The sequence below is a fragment of the Neorhizobium sp. P1_A6 genome (assembly GCF_056406795.1).
The window spans coordinates 406,509-424,843 of the sequence record NZ_JBFTZM010000006.1 but is presented as its reverse complement, the minus strand read 5'-3'; the positions used below and the strand labels follow the sequence as shown (position 1 = coordinate 424,843).

The 18,335-nt window shown below is 62.2% G+C and carries 13 protein-coding genes; 9 read left to right on the top strand and 4 right to left on the bottom strand.

Translation table 11 applies throughout. The features are described 5' to 3' along the window. Positions 1-49: 49 nt before the first annotated feature. Complete coding sequence (gene rhaI / locus AC1D3C_RS15495; protein WP_477483498.1) at positions 50-1,342, top strand: L-rhamnose catabolism isomerase; 1,293 nt, start codon at positions 50-52, stop codon at positions 1,340-1,342. A 76-nt stretch (positions 1,343-1,418) separates the two neighbouring features. Here rhaI and AC1D3C_RS15490 read toward each other — a convergent pair whose 3' ends face one another. Further along, positions 1,419-2,567, bottom strand: coding sequence for a MalY/PatB family protein (locus tag AC1D3C_RS15490; protein ID WP_477483497.1), 1,149 nt, complete (start codon positions 2,565-2,567; stop codon positions 1,419-1,421). Positions 2,568-2,855: 288 nt separating this feature from the next. Between AC1D3C_RS15490 and AC1D3C_RS15485 the strand changes: the two genes are divergently transcribed. The 3 genes from AC1D3C_RS15485 to AC1D3C_RS15475 are packed head-to-tail and all read left to right on the top strand — an operon-like array spanning position 2,856 to position 10,410. After that, positions 2,856-4,196, top strand: a complete 1,341-nt coding sequence (locus AC1D3C_RS15485) for an efflux RND transporter periplasmic adaptor subunit (RefSeq protein ID WP_477483496.1) — start codon at positions 2,856-2,858, stop codon at positions 4,194-4,196. Beyond that, positions 4,193-7,312: an efflux RND transporter permease subunit gene (locus AC1D3C_RS15480; RefSeq protein ID WP_477483495.1), complete on the top strand. Its 3,120-nt coding sequence runs from the start codon at positions 4,193-4,195 to the stop codon at positions 7,310-7,312. The genes AC1D3C_RS15485 and AC1D3C_RS15480 overlap by 4 nt, the downstream gene beginning before the upstream one ends. Continuing rightward, positions 7,309-10,410, top strand: a complete 3,102-nt coding sequence (locus AC1D3C_RS15475; protein ID WP_477483494.1) for an efflux RND transporter permease subunit — start codon at positions 7,309-7,311, stop codon at positions 10,408-10,410. The genes AC1D3C_RS15480 and AC1D3C_RS15475 overlap by 4 nt, the downstream gene beginning before the upstream one ends. Before the next feature lie 33 nt (positions 10,411-10,443). Here AC1D3C_RS15475 and AC1D3C_RS15470 read toward each other — a convergent pair whose 3' ends face one another. The 3 genes from AC1D3C_RS15470 to yghU all read right to left on the bottom strand — a co-directional run bounded on the left by AC1D3C_RS15470 (position 10,444) and on the right by yghU (position 12,876). Beyond that, positions 10,444-10,689, bottom strand: coding sequence for a DUF982 domain-containing protein (locus AC1D3C_RS15470; protein WP_477483493.1), 246 nt, complete (start codon positions 10,687-10,689; stop codon positions 10,444-10,446). A gap of 77 nt (positions 10,690-10,766) precedes the next feature. After that, the gene (locus AC1D3C_RS15465) at positions 10,767-11,924 is read right to left on the bottom strand and encodes a fumarylacetoacetate hydrolase family protein (RefSeq protein WP_477483492.1); all 1,158 of its coding nucleotides are present in this window, start codon (positions 11,922-11,924) and stop codon (positions 10,767-10,769) included. Between the two features lie 82 nt (positions 11,925-12,006). Continuing rightward, a complete protein-coding gene (gene yghU / locus AC1D3C_RS15460) occupies positions 12,007-12,876 on the bottom strand; it encodes a glutathione-dependent disulfide-bond oxidoreductase (protein ID WP_477483491.1) in 870 nt (289 codons plus the stop codon). 286 nt (positions 12,877-13,162) lie between these two features. On the opposite strand from yghU, the gene AC1D3C_RS15455 reads away from it, so the two are divergent. The 5 genes from AC1D3C_RS15455 to AC1D3C_RS15435 all read left to right on the top strand — a co-directional run bounded on the left by AC1D3C_RS15455 (position 13,163) and on the right by AC1D3C_RS15435 (position 18,333). Continuing rightward, positions 13,163-14,689, top strand: a complete 1,527-nt coding sequence (locus AC1D3C_RS15455) for an ABC transporter substrate-binding protein (RefSeq protein ID WP_477483490.1) — start codon at positions 13,163-13,165, stop codon at positions 14,687-14,689. An 89-nt stretch (positions 14,690-14,778) separates the two neighbouring features. Continuing rightward, a complete protein-coding gene (locus AC1D3C_RS15450; protein WP_038549714.1) occupies positions 14,779-15,720 on the top strand; it encodes an ABC transporter permease in 942 nt (313 codons plus the stop codon). Then, positions 15,720-16,592, top strand: a complete 873-nt coding sequence (locus AC1D3C_RS15445; RefSeq protein WP_247137712.1) for an ABC transporter permease — start codon at positions 15,720-15,722, stop codon at positions 16,590-16,592. Before AC1D3C_RS15450 ends, AC1D3C_RS15445 begins: the two co-directional genes overlap by 1 nt. Then, positions 16,593-17,801, top strand: coding sequence for an amidohydrolase/deacetylase family metallohydrolase (locus tag AC1D3C_RS15440; RefSeq protein ID WP_477483489.1), 1,209 nt, complete (start codon positions 16,593-16,595; stop codon positions 17,799-17,801). It abuts the gene before it with no gap. Between the two features lie 19 nt (positions 17,802-17,820). Then, on the top strand, positions 17,821-18,333 hold the full coding sequence (locus tag AC1D3C_RS15435) for a RidA family protein (protein ID WP_051899842.1): 513 nt from the start codon (positions 17,821-17,823) through the stop codon (positions 18,331-18,333). Positions 18,334-18,335 lie beyond the last annotated feature (2 nt).

Genomic DNA, 18,335 nt, shown 5'->3' with positions numbered 1-18,335 from the left:
ACCTTCTCCCCGCTGGGGAGAAGAGACAAAGATCAGATGGGAGGACCGAATGACTGAACTCAAGATCACGACCAATGTGATCGCCGCTGAAAACGATAAGCGCTCCGCAGCGCTCAAATCCGATTACGATGCGCTCGGCGAGAACCTGTCGCGCCGCGGCATCGATATCGAAACGATCACCCGGGATGTTGAAAAGTTCTTCGTCGCCGTACCCTCCTGGGGCGTCGGCACCGGCGGCACGCGTTTCGCCCGTTTTCCGGGCCAAGGCGAGCCGCGCGGCATTTTCGACAAGCTCGATGACTGCTCGGTCATCCACCAATTGACCCGCGCGACGCCGACGGTCTCGCTGCATATCCCGTGGGACAAGGCGGATCCGAAGGAATTGCTGGCCAAGGGCGATGCGCTGGGTCTCGGTTTCGATGCGATGAACTCGAATACGTTTTCCGATGCTCCCGGCCAGGCGCACTCCTATAAATACGGCTCGCTCAGCCACACGAATGCTGCGACACGCGCTCAGGCGATCGAGCACAATCTCGAATGTATCGAGATCGGCAAGGCGATCGGCTCCAAGGCGCTGACGGTGTGGATTGGCGACGGCTCGAACTTTCCGGGTCAGAGCCATTTCACGCGGATGTTCGAGCGTTATCTTGCGTCGATGGCGGAGATCTACAAGGCGTTGCCGGACGACTGGCGGCTGTTKTCCGAACACAAGATGTACGAACCGGCCTTCTATTCGACGGTGGTGCAGGATTGGGGCACCAACTACCTGATCGCCAATACGCTCGGACCGAAAGCCTTCTGCCTCGTCGATCTCGGCCATCATGCGCCGAATACCAATATCGAGATGATCGTTGCCCGCCTCATCCAGTTCGGCAAGCTCGGCGGCTTCCACTTCAACGATTCCAAATATGGCGACGACGACCTCGATGCGGGCGCTATCGAGCCCTACCGCCTATTCCTCGTCTTCAACGAACTAGTGGATGCCGAGCATCGCGGCATCAGGGATTTTCGCCCGGCGCATATGATCGACCAGTCGCACAATGTCACGGACCCGATCGAGAGCCTGATTTCCAGCGCCAACGAGATCCGCCGTGCCTATGCCCAGGCTTTGCTGGTCGATCGGGTAGCACTTGACGGGTTCCAGCAGGAAAACGATGCGCTGATGGCCTCAGAGACACTGAAGCGGGCTTATCGCACCGATGTGGAGCCGATCCTCGCCGAAGCCCGCCGCCGTGCAGGCGGCGCGATCGATCCGGTCGCGACCTATCGCGACAGCGGCTATCGGAAAAAAGTCGCGCTCGAACGTCCGGCGTCCACCAGCGGCGGTGGCGGGATCGTCTGATCCTTTCAGTCTGCCATCATGCCGGCGGATGAGTTCCGCCGGCGATCACTTCTTCTTATTCGTTCGAATGAACTGATCAGGTATTCCGGCCGAGTGCGCGTTCCATGCGACTGAGGCCTTCCTCGAGAAGGGCGCGCGGGCATCCGAAATTGACGCGGACGAAGTTGCCATAGGCCGCGCCGAATTCCGATCCGGCGTTGAAGCCAACCTTGCCGTGCTCAAGGAAATAACTCTGCGCATCCGGTTCCAGACCCAGTTCCGTGCAGTCGAGCCAGGCGAGGAACGTGCCTTCCGACGGGATGAGCTTGATCTTTGGAAACCGGCGCACGATTTCGGCCGATAGAAAATCGCGGTTGGCCTCGATATAGGCGAGCATCCGCGTCTTCCAGTCGCCCGCCTTCGAGAAGGCCGCAAGCGTCGCTTCGAGGCCGATAATATTGGCATTGTCGACCATTCCAAGCCGCGCCTGGTTGAATTTTTCGCGGATCGCCTTGTTGCCGATGATCGCGAAGGCGGTCTTGAGGCCGGCTATGTTGTAGGTCTTGCTGGCGGCCATCAGGGTGATCGTGCGGTTGGCGGCATCTTCAGAAAGCGTGGCGATCGGCACGTGGCGGCGACCGTCGAACAGAAGGTCGCAATGGATTTCGTCGGAGATGATCAGCGTATCGTTCTGGCGGCAGAGGTCGGTGATCGTCCTCAGTTCGTCGGCGGTAAATACCTTGCCCGTCGGGTTCTGCGGGTTGCAGAACAGCAGTGCTTTCGATTTTGCCAGTTCCGCGGCGAAGGCACCGGCATCCATCACATAGCCTTCAGCGGCCGGGGTAAGCGGTGCTTCGTGCCGGACGAGGTTCCAATTCGCGGGGGCTTCGAGGATCGGCCGATAGACCGGCGTCTGCACCAGCACGCCATCGCCGGGCTGAAGCATCGCGTGCAGCGCCATGTTGAAGCCGGGTACGACGCCTGGAAGGAAGACGATCTCGTCGGGCGAGACGGCCCAGCCGTATTTTTCCTGCATGTCGGAGATGATTTGGGCGCGCAGTTCGTCGCGGGCGACACCATAGCCGAGCATCGGATGTTCGAGCCGGTTGCGGATAGCGTCGACGATCTCCGGTGCCGCGGGGAAGTCCATGTCGGCGACCCACATGGGCAGCACGTCGTCCGGATACTTGCTCCACTTCGAGCTGCCGGTGCCCCGGCGTTCGTGCACGGCATCGAAATCGGTCATGTTCTCAAGTCCCCTGTTTATTATGTTGCCGATCGATGCGGATCGACGGCCCTGGTATGCGCCTGCCGCGAACAGGGCAAAGCGTGAAATTACCCTTAGCTTGTCCCTAACCAACGGCGCGGCTGTCAACGCCTTTCTTCGCTTTGGTGAGTCGTTCGGCGTTTTCCGCATCCGGCCTAATCTATCCAATTTGTAATCCGTGTCCGCGGAAAGCGCCTTCCATTGCAGGCATTAGACCAGTAGCGTTCAATCCAGTTGATTTTTCGAGCAGTCAAGAAGTTGCGGTCGATGGCGCGTAGGCATTGGGTCCTGGTTTCCGTGATAATCCTGGGCACAGCGGGCTTCGGAGCCTATGCGCTTCGGGACCGCTGGCTGGGCCGTGTGGAAACCATGCTCGGCTGGGCGCCTACGGAGGCAACCGCGGCGCAGCCGGCGGGACGACCTGCCGGCGGGCGCCGGCGCCCTGGTCGTCAATCGGGCCAATCGGAACCGGTTCCGGTGCTGGTGGCCGATGCCAAGGCGAGTGATGTGCCGGTGTTCATCGATGGCGTCGGCTCGGTCCGGCCGTTGAGCACGGTCACCATTCGCCCGCAGGTCAGCGGCAAGCTGGCTGAACTGCATTTCGACGAGGGGCAGGACGTCAGGAAGGGCGATGTCCTGGTGCGGATCGACGATGCGGTCTATCGCGCGCAGCTCGACCAGGCGATCGGCAAGAAGGCGCAGGACCAAGCGCTGCTGCAGAATGCCGAACTTGCTCTGGACCGGTCCCTGAAACTGGTTCAATCGAGCTCGGGCACGCAGCAGCAGGTCGATACGGCGCGCTCGCAGGTCGAGCAGTACCGGGCGGCCGTCCAGTCCGACGACGCGGCGATCGCCAGCGCCCAGGCCTCGCTCGACTATACGACGATCCGGGCGCCGATCGACGGCCGCACCGGCATCCGCAATGTCGATGTCGGCAATATCGTCAGTTCTTCCGATGCGGCGGGCATCGTCACGCTGTCGCAGATCAGGCCGATCTCGGTGGTCTTTTCCATTCCGCAGCAGCAGCTTGCGAAGGTCAATGCGGCGAGCGGCGGCGGGCAGCTTTCGGTCGAGGCGATCGCCGGCGACGGCAAGAGCGTGATCGACAACGGCGTGCTCGCGGCGGTGGACAATCAGGTCGACGCGACCACGGGAACGGTCAGGATCAAGGCCAACTTCCCGAACGACAAGCTGGCGCTCTGGCCCGGCGCCTTCGTTAATGCCCGCCTTCTCGTCGAGACGCTGAAAGGCGTGATCGTCGTGCCGACGGCCGCCGTCCAGCGAGGCCCTAACGGCACCTTCGTCTACCTCCTGAAGCCCGACCAGACGGTCGGCATGAAAATGGTCAAGCTGGGCCAGCAGGACGATGTGCAAACCGTCATTGCCGAGGGCGTGGCGGACCGAGACAAGGTGGTGACCACCGGTTTTTCACGGTTGAGGGACGGGGAACATGTGGAGGTTGCCTCCTCGCAGCCGCCGGCAGCAACGCCCGGCAATCCCCCCGGCAATCCCAATGAGGAACGCAGACCAAACCGCCGACCTCAGAAGACAGGCGGGCCCGAAGCCGCGAGTGCTGCGCCGGTCGCATTACCCGAAGCAAAACAATGAACACGTCGACGCTGTTCATCAAACGCCCGATCGCGACTTCGCTGCTCGGCGTCGCCGTGCTGCTGGGCGGCATTCTCGGCTATATCAATCTTCCCGTCGCGCCGCTGCCGCAGGTGGATTTTCCGACGATCCGGGTGACGACGCAGTTGCCGGGTGCCGATCCCGAGACGATGGCGGCGCTGGTGACCGCACCGCTCGAACGGCCGCTCGGCCAGATCCCGTCGCTGACCTCGATGACCTCGTCAAGCGCCTTCGGCATCAGCCAGGTGACGCTGCAATTCGCGCTCGGCCGGGATATCGACGGCGCCGCTCAGGACGTCCAGTCGGCCATCAATGCCGCCGGCTCAGGCCTGCCGCGCAACCTGCCCTATCCGCCGACTTATGCCAAGGTGAACCCGGCCGATACGCCGATCATCACGCTGGCCCTGCGCTCGGCCAGCTACCCGATCCGAGACCTCAGCGATTTCGCCGATACGCTCCTGGCGCAGCGGCTTGCGCAGGTTTCCGGCGTTGGCAATGTCTCGATCCAGGGCGGGGTGCGGCCCGCAATCCGCGTCCAGGCCGATATTCCGCGCCTGGCCGCCTATGGCATCGGCCTCGAAGATCTTCGAACCGCGATTTCCAGCGCCAGCGTCGCCGGCGCCAAGGGTGCGCTCGACGGCACGCATCAATCCTTCACGCTTGCCGCCAACGACCAGATCATCGATCCCGAGATCTACGGCAATGTCGTCGTCGCCTACCGGAACAATGCGCCGGTGCGGCTGAAGGATGTCGCCGATATCGTCCAGGGCCTGGAGAATACCCGCGTCGGCGCCTGGTATCAGGGCGAGCCGGCGGTCATCCTCGATGTCATGAGGCAGCCGGGCGCCAATGTCATCGATACGGTCGCCAGCATTCTGAGGCAGGTGCCGCGGCTCAGGGAAGTGCTGCCGGCGGGTATTTCGCTCGATATCGTCAATGACCGGACGGAAACGATCCGGGCCTCGATCCATGACGTGCAATGGACGCTCGGGGTCAGTATCGGCCTCGTCATTCTCGTCGTCTTGCTATTCCTGCGAACGCTGACCGCGACCATCATCGCGGCGGTCGCGCTACCGTTGTCGCTGGTCGCGACTTTCGGGGTGATGTGGTTTGCCGGCTTCAGTCTCGACAACCTGTCGCTGATGGCACTGACGATCGGTACCGGGTTTGTGGTCGACGATGCGATCGTGATGATCGAAAACATCGCCCGCCATATCGAGGAGGGCGAGGACCCAATGCAGGCGGCCCTGAAAGGGGCTGGAGAGATCGGCTTCACGATCATCTCGCTGACCGTCTCGCTGATTGCCGTGTTCATCCCGCTGCTGTTCATGTCCGGTATCGTCGGCCGGATGTTCCGCGAATTCGCCCTGACGCTGACGATCGCCGTCGTCGTCTCCGCGGTAATTTCGCTGACGCTGACGCCGATGATGTGCGCCCGCATCTTGCGCAAACCGGCGGAAGGACGCCGCGGCGTGCTTGCCGGTGCCGATCGTGTCATGGACCGCGTTATTGCAGGTTATCACCGAAGCCTGGTCTGGGTGGTCGACCGCAGCGCGCTGATGCTGATCCTGACCGTCGCAACGCTGGCGGCCACGCTTGCGCTTTATGTCTTCATTCCCAAGGGTTTTCTGCCGCCCCAGGATACGGGCCTGATCACGGCCGTCATCGAGACGGAGCCGACGACATCCTTCGACGCGATGAAACGGACCCAGGCCGTCGTCACCGACAGGCTGCGCCAGGATAAGGACGTGACCGGCATCGTCTCCGTGGTCGGCGCGAGTGCGAACAACCTGACGCTCAATACCGGCACACTGAGCCTCGTGCTCAAGCCGCGAAGCGACCGGACCTCTTCCGTGCCGGAGGTCATCGACCGGTTGAGGCGGGAGGTATCGCAATTGCCCGGCGTCCGCGTCACCTTCCAGGGGGTGCGGGATATCAGCATCAGCACCCGCGTCAGCCGCGCGCCCTATCAATACATTCTGACCGGTGCCACGGCGGCGAGCGTCTCAGATTGGGCGGACCGGCTGGCGACAAGGCTTGAGCAGCTTCCGGAACTGGTCGACGTTTCGTCCGAAGTCGAGATGGGGGGAGGGCGTCTGCTGCTCGATATCGATCGCGAGACGGCATCCCGTCTCGGCGTCTCGATGCAGGCGATCAGCGACACGCTCAACGACGCGTTCGGCCAGCGCCAGATCACCACAATCTATGCGCAGTCGAACCAGTACCGCGTCATTCTGGAAGCGGCGCCGCAATATCAGTCCGATCCGAAATCACTCGAACGGCTTTATGTGTCCGGAGCCTCGAATACGCAGATCCCGCTCGGGGCCTTCGCCAAGACGTCGTTTACGGCGGCGCCGCTCGTCATCAGCCACAACGAACAGTTCCCGTCGGTGACGATCAGCTTCGATCTTGCTCCAGGCGCGTCGCTCAGCGAGGCCGTCAGCGCCATCAAGGCGGCGGAAGAGGAGATTGGCGTTCCGGCGTCGATCCAGCGGGACTATTTCGGCGATGCGGAGGAGTTTGCCAATTCGCTGGCCGGAGAGCCCTGGCTGATCCTGGCCGCGATCGTCACCATCTACATCGTTCTCGGGCTGCTGTATGAAAGCGCCATTCACCCGATTACCATCCTGTCGACCCTGCCGTCCGCGGGCGTCGGCGCACTTCTGGCCCTGATGCTGTTCGGCCAGGATCTGTCGCTGATTGCCTTGATCGGCATCGTATTGCTGATGGGCATCGTCAAGAAGAACGCGATCATGATGATCGACTTCGCGCTCGAGGCGGAACGCGTCGAAGGCCTGTCTCCCCGAGAGGCGATCCTGAAAGCTTCGATCCTGCGTTTCCGCCCGATCATGATGACGACGCTTGCGGCGCTCTTCGGTGCCCTGCCGCTGGCGATGGCGGAAGGAACCGGCTCCGAGTTGCGCATCCCGCTCGGCATCAGCATTATCGGCGGCCTGCTTCTGAGCCAGCTTCTGACGCTCTATACGACACCGGTCATCTACCTGGCATTCGAGACCCTGCGCAGCCGCATCGTCGGCCGGACGACGGGACAATCGCCTTTGCCGGCGGAGAGCGAGCTCGGAGGGTCACCGTGAACCTCTCGGAGACCTTCATCCGCAGGCCGGTCGGCACGACGCTTTTGGCGATCGGCCTGATGATCCTCGGCATCGCCGCCTACCGTTTCCTGCCGGTTTCCAATCTTCCCTCTGTCGATCTGCCGACCATCCGGGTGACGGCGAGCCGGCCAGGCGCCGATCCCTCCAGCATGGCGGCGAGCGTCGCTGCTCCATTGGAACGGCATCTGGGTGCGATTGCGGGTGTTACCGAACTGACCTCGTCCAGCGCGCTGGGTTCGACCAACATCACCATCCAGTTCGATATCGCGCGAACCATCGACGGGGCGGCGCAGGATGTGCAGGCGGCGCTCAATGCTGCGGCGGTCGACCTGCCGTCGGATCTCCCGTCGCTGCCGTCGTTCCGCAAGGTCAATCCCGCCGCGGCGCCGATCCTCAGCCTTGCGCTGACATCGGACAATGTCGCGCCGAGTGCGATCTACGATGCTGCCGATACTCTGGTCGTGCAGCGCATATCGCAGGTGGATGGGGTCGGCGATGTCAGCGTCAGCGGTGCCGACCAGCCGGCGATCCGGGTGCGGCTCGATCCCAGCCGGCTTGCGGCGATCGGCCTGTCGCTCGATGCGGTCCGCACGGCCATCGTCAGCGCCGCCACATTGGGGCCGATCGGCTCGATCAATGGCAGCGACCTCGCCTTTTCGATCGGCATGAACAACCAGTTGCGGACGCCGGAAGAATATGGCCGGATCGTCATCCGCAGCAATAACGGCGTCGCCACGCGCCTGTCGGACATCGCCATCGTCGAGCCGGGCGTGCGCAACCGGCGTTCGGATGCCTGGTATAACGGCAAGCCGGCAGTGCTGCTCAATATCACCAAGGGAACCGACGCCAACGTCATCAAGACGGTAGATGCGGTCAAGGCGCTGATCCCGGAACTCCAGGCGCTGATGCCGGCGGGCGTCGAGATCGCCATCCTTGCCGATCGCACCACGACCATTCATGCGAGCGTCGACGACATGCAGTGGACGCTGCTGATCACCGTCGTGCTTGTCATGATGGTGGTCTTCCTTTTCCTGCGCCGCACGACGCCAACGGTTGCGGCGGGCGTCACCGTGCCGCTGTCGCTTGCCGGCACGTTTGCGGCGATGTGGGCCTGCGGTCTTTCGCTCGACAACCTGTCGCTGATGGCGCTGGCGGTGTCGGTCGGTTTCGTGGTCGACGATGCGATCGTGATGATCGAGAATATCTATGCCAATCTCGAAGCAGGCATGAAGCCGATGCAGGCGGCGACGGAGGGGGCACGGCAGATCGGCTTCACGGTCATCTCGATCAGCGCATCGCTGCTCGCGGCCTTCATTCCGATGTTCTTCCTCGGCGGCATCATCGGCAAATTTTTCCAGAGCTTTTCGCTGACGCTCGGTTTTGCGATCGTCATCTCTACGGCGGTTTCGTTGACGCTGACGCCGATGATCTGCGCACACCGCCTGCGTGCGCATGAGAAGCGCGCTCATACGGGAGACCAGGAACGTGCGGGAATGCTGGGAGCGGTTATCGGCTTTTATGGCCGCACGCTCAAAGCCGTGCTCCACCACCAGGTCGCGGCCGTCATCGTCATCCTCGCCTGTATCGGCCTGACCGCCTACCTCTATGTGAAGATCCCGAAGGGCTTCATTCCGCAGGATGATACGGGCTTCATCCAGGGCGGCACGGAGGCCTCGACCGACATATCTTATCCAGCCATGGTCGCCCTGCAACGCCGCGCGGCCGAGATCGCGGGCCGAGATCCGGCGGTGTCCGGTATAGGCTCTTCGGCCGGCGGCGGGTTTTTCGGTTCGGTCAATCGCGGCCAGCTGACGATCGCGCTGAAGCCGCCCTCGGAGCGGGCGTCGACCGCGGAGGTGATCGAGCGGATGCGAAAGGAACTGGCGACCATTCCGGGGCTCAGTTCCTATCTGTTTTCGCCGTCCGATATCCGCATCGGCGCCCGTTCGACACCGTCGCCGTTCCAGTTCACGCTCTGGGACGAGGACTTCAACGAGCTGACAACCTGGGCGCCCAAGGTTCTCGAAGCGCTGCGCAAGGAGCCGATCCTCACGGACGTCAATTCGGACCGCCAGCCGAACGGCCTGCAGGCGACTGTCAATATCAATCGAGATGAGGCGGCGCGCCTCGGGGTCAGCATCCAGTCGATCGACAATGCACTGAACAGCGCCTTTGCCCAGCGGCAGGTCTCGACGATCTACACGCAACGCAACCAATACCGGGTGGTGCTGGAAGCCGATCCGCGCTTTGCGCGCGACCCGTCCGATATCTCCGGGCTCTACGTGCCGGCGGCGGGCGGGAAGCTGGTGCCGATCTCAAGCGTCACCTCAATCGAGCGGACACTCGCGCCGCTCGTCGTCAATCATCAAGGCCAGTTTCCCTCGGTGACGATGTCCTACAACGTCAAGCTCGGAGGTACGCTGCAGGATGCCAATGATGCGGTGCTGCATGCGGTCGGCGAATTGCACATTCCAGACACGCTGCATGCCGAATTTGCCGGCGATGCCGGGGCCGGCAGCTCGTCCAACAATCAGCCGCTGTTGATGGTCGCCGCCATCCTGACGGTCTATATCGTGCTCGGCATTCTCTACGAGAGCCTCGCGCATCCGCTGACGATCATCTCGACGCTGCCATCTGCAGGGCTCGGGGCGCTGCTTGCCCTGATGATCAGCGGCACGGAGCTGACGATCATCGCCTTCATCGGTATCGTTCTGCTGATCGGCATCGTCAAGAAGAACGGCATCATGCTGGTCGATTTCGCGTTGCAGGCTGAACGCCGGCTAGGGTTGGCCCCCGACGAGGCGATCTTCCAGGCGTGCCTGCAGCGTTTCCGGCCGATCCTGATGACGACGCTGGCGGCGATCATGGGCGCCGTTCCGCTGATCATCGCCACCGGGCCGGGTTCGGAGCTCAGGCGTCCGCTCGGCATCACCATCGTCGGCGGGCTGATCATCTCGCAGATCCTGACCCTCTACACGACGCCGATCATCTACCTGATCCTCGCAAAGCTGCATAACCGGCGATCGAACCGCCAGGCACTTGTTTCCGGCGAAGGAGCGGGTGATCCGGTACGGTAGTCGGGAACTGCGAAGTCCTGACCCGCAGCAAGCCTAGGCTCGGACCAGGATATGCGCTTCCTTCGCGGCCTCGACAAAGGCCTTTCTGGCGTCGTCCGGCTTGCTCTTTCCGGCATCCACCGCGGCGCAGACGGCGAGAGCCCGGTCGAGGGCCGTGCCATCCTCCACCGGCCAGTCCTCGATCATCGCCCAGGCAGCACCCTGCGTCGTCTCGATCGCGGTCTCGGCCGGCGGTTCGCCGATCGATATGACGACCGGCTTGTTCCAAGGCGTGTTCATTCTCTTAAGCGTCCCGTTTGGTCTGTGCCGGTCTCATAGGCCGACTTGACGGCCGTGGCGAGACGAGGCCGCTCCGTTTAGAGCAGTCCTCGCGCGGCGAGATTCTTCATCAGCGCCGAAATGCCGAAGCTCCACGGTGGGCATTCGGTGGAGAGGCGCACCGTGTTGCGCAGCGTGCCGAGGGCCGGGGACGAGATATCGACGATGTCACCGATCTTGTGGGTAAAGCCCTGGTTCGGAACATCGCGATCCTCGGTCGGCGCAAACAACGTGCCGAGGAACAGCATGAAGCCGTCGGGATATTGATGGTGATCACCGCAGGTGTGTTTGACGAGTTCGAGCGGGTCGCGGCTGATCTTCGACATGGAGCTCTTGCCGTTGAGGATATAACCATCCGGGCCGGTAACCCGCAGGTCGAGTTCGGCATTGCGGACATCGTCCAGTCCATAACTTTCATCGAGGAGGCGGATGAAAGGTCCGATCGAGCAGGAGGCGTTGTTGTCTTTCGCCTTGCCGAGCAGAAGCGCCGAGCGCCCTTCGACATCGCGCAGGTTGACGTCGTTGCCGAGCGCCGCGCCCTTGATCTCGCCGCGGCTGTTGACCGCGAGCACGATTTCCGGCTCCGGATTGTTCCAGGTCGAGACCGGGTGCAGGCCGACATCCGCTCCCCACCCCATCGAGGAAAGCACCGGTGCCTTCGTAAAGACCTCCGCATCCGGCCCGATCCCGACTTCGAGATATTGCGACCACATGCCTTCCCGGATCAGGGCTTCCTTGACCTTCGCGGATTGCGGGGAGCCGGCCTTCAGGTCCTTGAGGCTGCCGCCGATGATCGTGCTGACCGTCTCGCGGATCGCTGCCGCCTTGTCGGGGTTGCCGGCCGCCTTTTCCTCGATGACCCGCTCGATCATCGACTGCGCGAAGGTGACGCCGCAGGCCTTGATCGCCTGCAGATCGGCCGGTGCCAGAAGATGGGGACGCGACAGGTCGGGCCGACCCGTGCTGTTTCCGGCAATGTCTTCCAGCGTGCCGAGGACCGGGCCGGTCGCGTTGCGGACGAAATCCGCAGCATCTGCGCGCTCCAGAAGCGCGCTGACGGTCGGCGTCTCCTTGCTGGTGATGTCGACCAGATCGTCGTTGCGCAACGTGACGAGGCTAGGGCCTGAAGCAGCGGGATTCCAGACCCGGCCGAGGAAAAGGCCGTTCGTGGAAGTGTCGATAAGATTGTCGGTCATGTTAAAAATATGCCTCCCAGACGATGTGGCCCGAATGGGCCACATCCATCTCGTTTTGTCCATCTGGCTCGAAGGGCTGTTTTCAGCTCGCGGCCAGTTTGTCCTGGGTTTTGGTCTCGAAGTCGCTGGCGTCATGGCGCTCGTGAAGCTGGCCGGACAGGTCGCCGCTGAGGCGATTGACCATTCGACCGCGCTTGACGGCGGGGCGATCCAGAATAGCGTCGGCCCAACGCTGGACGTGGGTGTAGTCCTGGACCGAAAGGAATTCGCCGGCGCCATACTGCCAGCCCTTCGCGAGGCCGCCGTACCAGGGCCAGATCGCCATGTCGGCGATCGTGTAGGCGCTGCCTGCGATATATTCGCTTTCGGCAAGCCGCCGGTCGAGCACATCGAGCTGGCGCTTGGTTTCCATCGCGAAGCGGTCGATCGCGTATTCGATCTTGGTCGGGGCGTAGGCATAGAAGTGCCCGAAGCCGCCGCCGAGATAGGGGGCGCTGCCCATCTGCCAGAACAGCCAGGACAGGCATTCGGCGCGCTTGGCAGGCTCGGTCGGCAGGAAGGCGCCGAATTTCTCCGCGAGATAGACGAGGATGGCGCCCGACTCGAAGACCCTGATCGGCTGAGGCCCGGACCGGTCCATCAGCGCCGGGATCTTGGAATTGGGATTGACCTCGACAAAGCCGGAGCCGAACTGGTCTCCGTCGCCGATCTTGATCAGCCAGGCGTCGTATTCGGCGCCGGAATGCCCGAGTGCCAGCAATTCTTCCAGCATGATCGTGATCTTCTGGCCGTTCGGCGTCGCCAGCGAATAGAGCTGGAGGGGGTGACGTCCGACCGGCAATTCTTTTTCATGGGTCGGGCCGGCGATCGGGCGATTGATGCTCGCGAACTGGCCTCCATTGGATTTGTCCCAGGTCCATACTTTCGGCGGAGTGTAATTGGAATCGGTCACTTCTGGCTCCTAGCATTTGTAGAGGACGCGAAGGCTATCTGCTTTCGCCGTCGAAGACACGTTCGTCCAGCCCCCACGTAACAGAGAGCGCGAAATTTTGTGAGGGGCTGTCAGCGACTTCACGTAACATTGAGGGCTGCTGCAGGCGGTATCCATCATTTCAACCCGGCAATTTGCATAGGACCAGCGCATGTTCCCGCGCGCCCATTGACAGGCTGGCTGCGTTCTATATTCTGTTATAAAAGCTTATATAACATAATTGTGGAACAAAAAACGGGAGACTACCATGAGATTAAAGCTTGCATTCCTGGTTGCAACCGCGCTCGTCGCCACGCCGTCATTTCTGATGGCGCAGGAGAAGGGCGGCGTCGTCAACGTCGCCACCATCGGCGAGCCGCCGACACTCGATCCGATGACGTCGACGGCCGACCTCGTGGGTATCGTCACCCAGCACATTTTCGAGACGCTCTACACATTCAACAAGAAGTGGGATGTTACGCCGCTTCTGGCGGAAAGCCTTCCGGAGGTCAGCGCCGACGGCAAGACCTATACGATCAAGCTGCGCACCGGCATCAAGTTCCACGACGGCAGCGACATGACCTCGGAAGACGTGGTCGCCTCGCTAACCCGCTGGACCAAGCTCGCCTCTCGGGGCAAGCAGGCCGTCGGCTTCATCGACACCATTTCCGCTGCCGATCCGACGACCGTGACGATCAAGCTGAAGCAGCCGTATGCGCCGCTTGTCTCGTTGCTCGCCTTCAACAACTCCGMCGCGATCATCATCCCGTCGGAGAAGCAGGCCGATACGATGACCGATTTCATCGGCACCGGGCCTTACATGCTGAAGGAGCGCAAGGCCGACCAGTATATCCAGCTCGTCCGCTTCAAGGACTATAAGCCGCGTTCGGGCGAGAGCGACGGTTACGGCGGTGCCCGCCACCAGTATCTCGACGAGATCCGTTTCGTGCCGGTTCCGGACCCCAACACGCGCGTAGAGGCCGCCATTTCCGGCCAGTACGACTATATCGACTCGCTGCCGGTCGAATCCTTCGACAAGGTGAAGGCCTCGAAGGCCACTCAGCCGCTACTCCTGAAGCCGTTCGGCTACCCGGTCTTCGTCTTCAATACCGCCGAAGGTGCTGCCAAGAACCTCGCCGTCCGCAAGGCGATCCGCCAGGCGCTCAGCATGGAAGACATGCTTGCCGCCGCCTTCGGCAGCAAGGACTTCTACGCCCTCGACGGCAACATCTACCCGGCCTCCTTCACCTGGAGCACGGATGCCGGCGTGAAGGGCAATTACAACGTCGCCGATCCGGAAGGTGCCGCCAAGGCCGCGAAGGCCGCAGGTTATGACGGCAAGCCGATCCGTATCCTGACCAGCCGCCAATACGAGTTCCACTACAAGATGGCGCAGGTTGCTGCCGAATATCTGAAGCTTGCCGGCTTTACTGTCGACATGCAGGTGGTCGACTGGGCGACGCTCACCCAGCGCCGCACCGACAAGGCACTCTGGGACATCTACATCACCCACAGCCCCTTCCTGCCGGAGCCGGCATTGATCGGTTCGCTGGCCCCGACTTCGCCAGGCTGGTGGGATACGCCTGCCAGAAAGGCGGCCGTGGATGCTTTCTCGGCAGAGTCGGATCCGAAGAAGCGTGTCGAGCTCTGGGCCAATGTCCAGAAGGCCCTGTATGACGAAGCGCCTTTCATGAAGATCGGTGATTTCAACGCGGTCTCTGCGATCTCGACCAAGCTTCAGGGCGTCGATCCGGCTCCGTGGCCCTATTTCTGGAACGCCTCGATCAAGAAGTAACAACCCTCCCGAGGGACGCGGATGCCGGTCTACGGATCGGCATCCGCTTTCAATGATGTCCGCACGTCCGGACACAGGAACATCTTCGAATGATACGCTACATTCTCCAACGTCTTGCCGGCATGATCGTGGTGATGTTCCTCGTCGTCACGATCGTCTTCGTGATCGTTCGCGTGACGCCTGGCGATCCGGCCGCGGTCATGCTCGGCCCGGATGCCACGGCCCAGGACGTCGCCCAGCTGCGCACGCGTCTCGGCCTCGATCAGTCGATCGCGGTTCAATACGTCTTCTATATCGGCCAGCTTCTCAAGGGCGATCTCGGCCAGTCGATCTTCCTCAACATGCCGGTGACGTCAGCGCTTCTCGACCGCGCCGAACCGACTTTCTTCCTGACGATTTTCTCGCTGGCGATTGCCAGCCTCATCGCGCTGCCGATCGGCATCTATGCCGCCTATCGGCGTGGATCCTTCGTCGACCAGGCTGCGATGATGGTGGCGATGCTGGCTGCCAGTATTCCGAGCTTCTGGCTCGGGCTCATCCTGATGCAGTTCTTCGCGGTACGGCTCAACATCTTCCCGGTTTCCGGTTACGGCGGGCCGGGCGCGAGCTTCGGCGAGCGCATGTATCACCTGACATTGCCGGCCTTCGCGCTCGGCCTCGTTTCCTCGGCGCTGATCCTGCGGTTCACCCGCGCCTCCATGCTCGATGTGCTTGGTGACGATTACATCCGCACTGCCCGTGCAAAAGGGCTGATCGAGCGGCGGGTGGTGCTGAAACATGCGCTGAAGAACGCGCTGATCCCGATCCTCACCGTGCTCGGCCTCACCGCCGCGGTGCTGATTTCCGGCGCCGTGGTCACCGAAACCGTGTTCGGCCTACCGGGCGTCGGCAATCTGGTGGTCTCGGCGGTGCTGCGGCGTGACTATCCCGTCATCCAGGGCGCGCTGCTCGTCATCGCCGCCCTCTATGTCCTGATCAATTTCGCGATCGACATGCTCTATCTGCTGGTCGATCCAAGGGTGCGCTACTGATGGCGGAAATTGTCACCACCAAGCCGGCCGCAAGCGAAGGAGCCAAGTTCTTCCGCCGGTTCCTGAAACGCAAGACGGTCGCGCTCGGGCTGGTCGTCATCGTGATCTTCGTCCTGCTGGCGGTTCTGGCGCCGTGGATAGCGCCTTATTCGCCGTCGAAACTGTCGATCGTCAACCGGCTGAAGCCGCCGAGCGAGATCTACTGGTTCGGCACCGACGAATTCGGCCGCGACATCTTCTCGCGCACCATTTTTGCGGGGCGGCTGTCGCTGCTGGTCGGGGCTGCGGTCGTCAGCCTTTCGGCGATCATCGGCGTGACGCTCGGGCTGCTTGCCGGCTTCTTCCAGAAACTCGATACGCCGATCGCCCGGCTGATCGATGCGATGATGGCCTTTCCGGACATCCTGCTCGCGATCGCGCTGGTCGCAGCGCTCGGGCCATCGCTGGTGACGGTGATCATCGCGCTGTCGATCGTCTATTCGCCGAGGCTTGCCCGTATCGTTCGGGCCTCGACGCTGGTGATCCGCGAACTGCCTTACGTGGAGGCGGCCAAGGCGCTGGGCATCTCGACCTTCCACATCATGACGCGGCACGTACTGCGCAACCTCATATCGCCGATCCTGGTGCAGGGCACGTTCCTGTTCGCCAGCGCCATGCTTGCCGAAGCCGGACTTTCCTTCCTCGGCCTCGGCGTCAGCCCGGAAATTCCCACCTGGGGAACGATGATTGCCAGCGGGCGCCAATATATCGGTCAGGCCGACTGGATGACCTATTTTCCGGGCTTTGCCATCATTCTTTCCGTTCTGTCGCTGCAGATGGTCGGCGACGGATTGCGGGACATGCTCGATCCAAGACTTCGAAAGGACCTTTAAATGACCGGTGAAACAGCGGGCCAGCCGCTCCTCCTCACCAACGTGAAGCCGATGGCTTTCGGCGACAATGCGGCCTCCGGCACGACCGACATCCTGGTCGGCGCCGACGGGCGGATTTCCGCCGTCGGCCCGTCGCTTGCAGCACCCGCGGACGCAATCCGGGTCGACGGCAATGGCGCCTTCATCTCGCCCGGCTGGATCGACCTGCATGTGCATATCTGGCATGGCGGCACCGATATCTCGCTCCGTCCGTCGGAATGCGGCGCCGAGCGCGGCGTGACGACACTGGTCGACGCCGGTTCTGCCGGCGAGGCCAATTTCCACGGTTTTCGCGAGTACATCATCGAGCCGTCCAAGGAGCGCATCAAGGCGTTCCTGAACCTCGGCTCGATCGGCCTGGTTGCCTGCAACCGTGTTGCCGAATTGCGTGATATCCGCGATATCGACCTCGACCGCATCCTCGAATGTTATGCGGAAAACAAGGAGCATATCGTCGGCATCAAGGTGCGGGCGAGCCATGTGATCACCGGTTCCTGGGGCGTCACACCGGTTAAGCTCGGCAAGAAGATCGCCAAGATTCTCAAGGTGCCGATGATGGTGCATGTCGGCGAGCCGCCGGCGCTCTACGACGAGGTGCTGGAAATCCTTGGCCCCGGCGACGTCGTCACCCATTGCTTCAACGGCAAGGCCGGTTCGAGCATCATGGAAGACGAGGATCTCTACAATCTCGCCGAACGCTGCGCCGGCGAGGGCATCCGTCTCGACATCGGCCATGGCGGCGCCTCCTTCTCTTTCAAGGTGGCGGAGGCGGCGATTGCTCGCGGCCTGCTGCCATATTCGATCTCGACCGACCTGCACGGCCATTCGATGAATTTCCCGGTCTGGGACCTGGCGACCACCATGTCGAAGCTGCTGTCGGTTGGCATGCCGTTCGACAAGGTTGTCGAAGCGGTCACCCATCACCCGGCCTCGGTCATCAAGCTTGCCATGGAAAACCGGCTGTCGGTTGGCGAGCGCGCCGATTTCACGATCTTCGATCTCGTCGACGCCGATCTCGAAGCGACCGATTCCAACGGCGACATTTCGCGTCTGCAGAAACTGTTCGAGCCGCGTTACGCGGTCATCGGTTCGGAAGCCATCACCGCCAGCCGCTACATCCCGCGGGCCCGCAAGCTCGTCCGCCACAGCCACGGTTACTCATGGCGTTGAGGCGTTTCCTTGAAATCGCATGACAGGAGTTGACGTGAATACGTCTTCAGCAAAGGCCGCTCCCACGGCACAGACACCCTACGATCGGCTGATCGAGCTCGGCATCAAGCTGCCGCCGCCGCCGCCGCCGATCGCCAATTTCGTCACGCATGTCCGTGAAGGCAATATGCTCTACCTCTCCGGCCAGGGGCCACGCGAGGCGGATGGCCATCTGCATGCCGGCAAGGTAGGCGCCGATGTCAGCGTTGATCTCGCCTATCAGCATGCGCGGCTGGTCGGCATCAACCTACTTGCGGTCATGCACGAGGCGCTTGGCGACCTTTCGCGGGTGAAGCGGGTGGTGAAACTGCTCGGCATGGTCAATGCCGTACCGGATTTCGAAGATCATCCGAGCGTCATCAATGGCTGCTCGGACCTCTTTATCTCGGTGTTCGGGGATGCGGGACAGCATGCCCGTTCGGCCGTCGGTTTCGGCTCGCTGCCGGGCAACATCACCGTGGAAATCGAGGCGATCGTCTCGCTGAACGACTAGGA

Coding starts and splice junctions, on each gene's coding strand:
- AC1D3C_RS15490 (WP_477483497.1), bottom strand. CDS start 2,567: ATGACCGATTTCGATGCCGTGCACGAACGCCGGGGCACCGGCAGCTCG.
- AC1D3C_RS15485 (WP_477483496.1), top strand. CDS start 2,856: ATGGCGCGTAGGCATTGGGTCCTGGTTTCCGTGATAATCCTGGGCACA.
- AC1D3C_RS15480 (WP_477483495.1), top strand. CDS start 4,193: ATGAACACGTCGACGCTGTTCATCAAACGCCCGATCGCGACTTCGCTG.
- AC1D3C_RS15470 (WP_477483493.1), bottom strand. CDS start 10,689: ATGAACACGCCTTGGAACAAGCCGGTCGTCATATCGATCGGCGAACCG.
- AC1D3C_RS15465 (WP_477483492.1), bottom strand. CDS start 11,924: ATGACCGACAATCTTATCGACACTTCCACGAACGGCCTTTTCCTCGGC.
- AC1D3C_RS15450 (WP_038549714.1), top strand. CDS start 14,779: ATGATACGCTACATTCTCCAACGTCTTGCCGGCATGATCGTGGTGATG.
- AC1D3C_RS15445 (WP_247137712.1), top strand. CDS start 15,720: ATGGCGGAAATTGTCACCACCAAGCCGGCCGCAAGCGAAGGAGCCAAG.
- AC1D3C_RS15440 (WP_477483489.1), top strand. CDS start 16,593: ATGACCGGTGAAACAGCGGGCCAGCCGCTCCTCCTCACCAACGTGAAG.
- AC1D3C_RS15435 (WP_051899842.1), top strand. CDS start 17,821: ATGACAGGAGTTGACGTGAATACGTCTTCAGCAAAGGCCGCTCCCACG.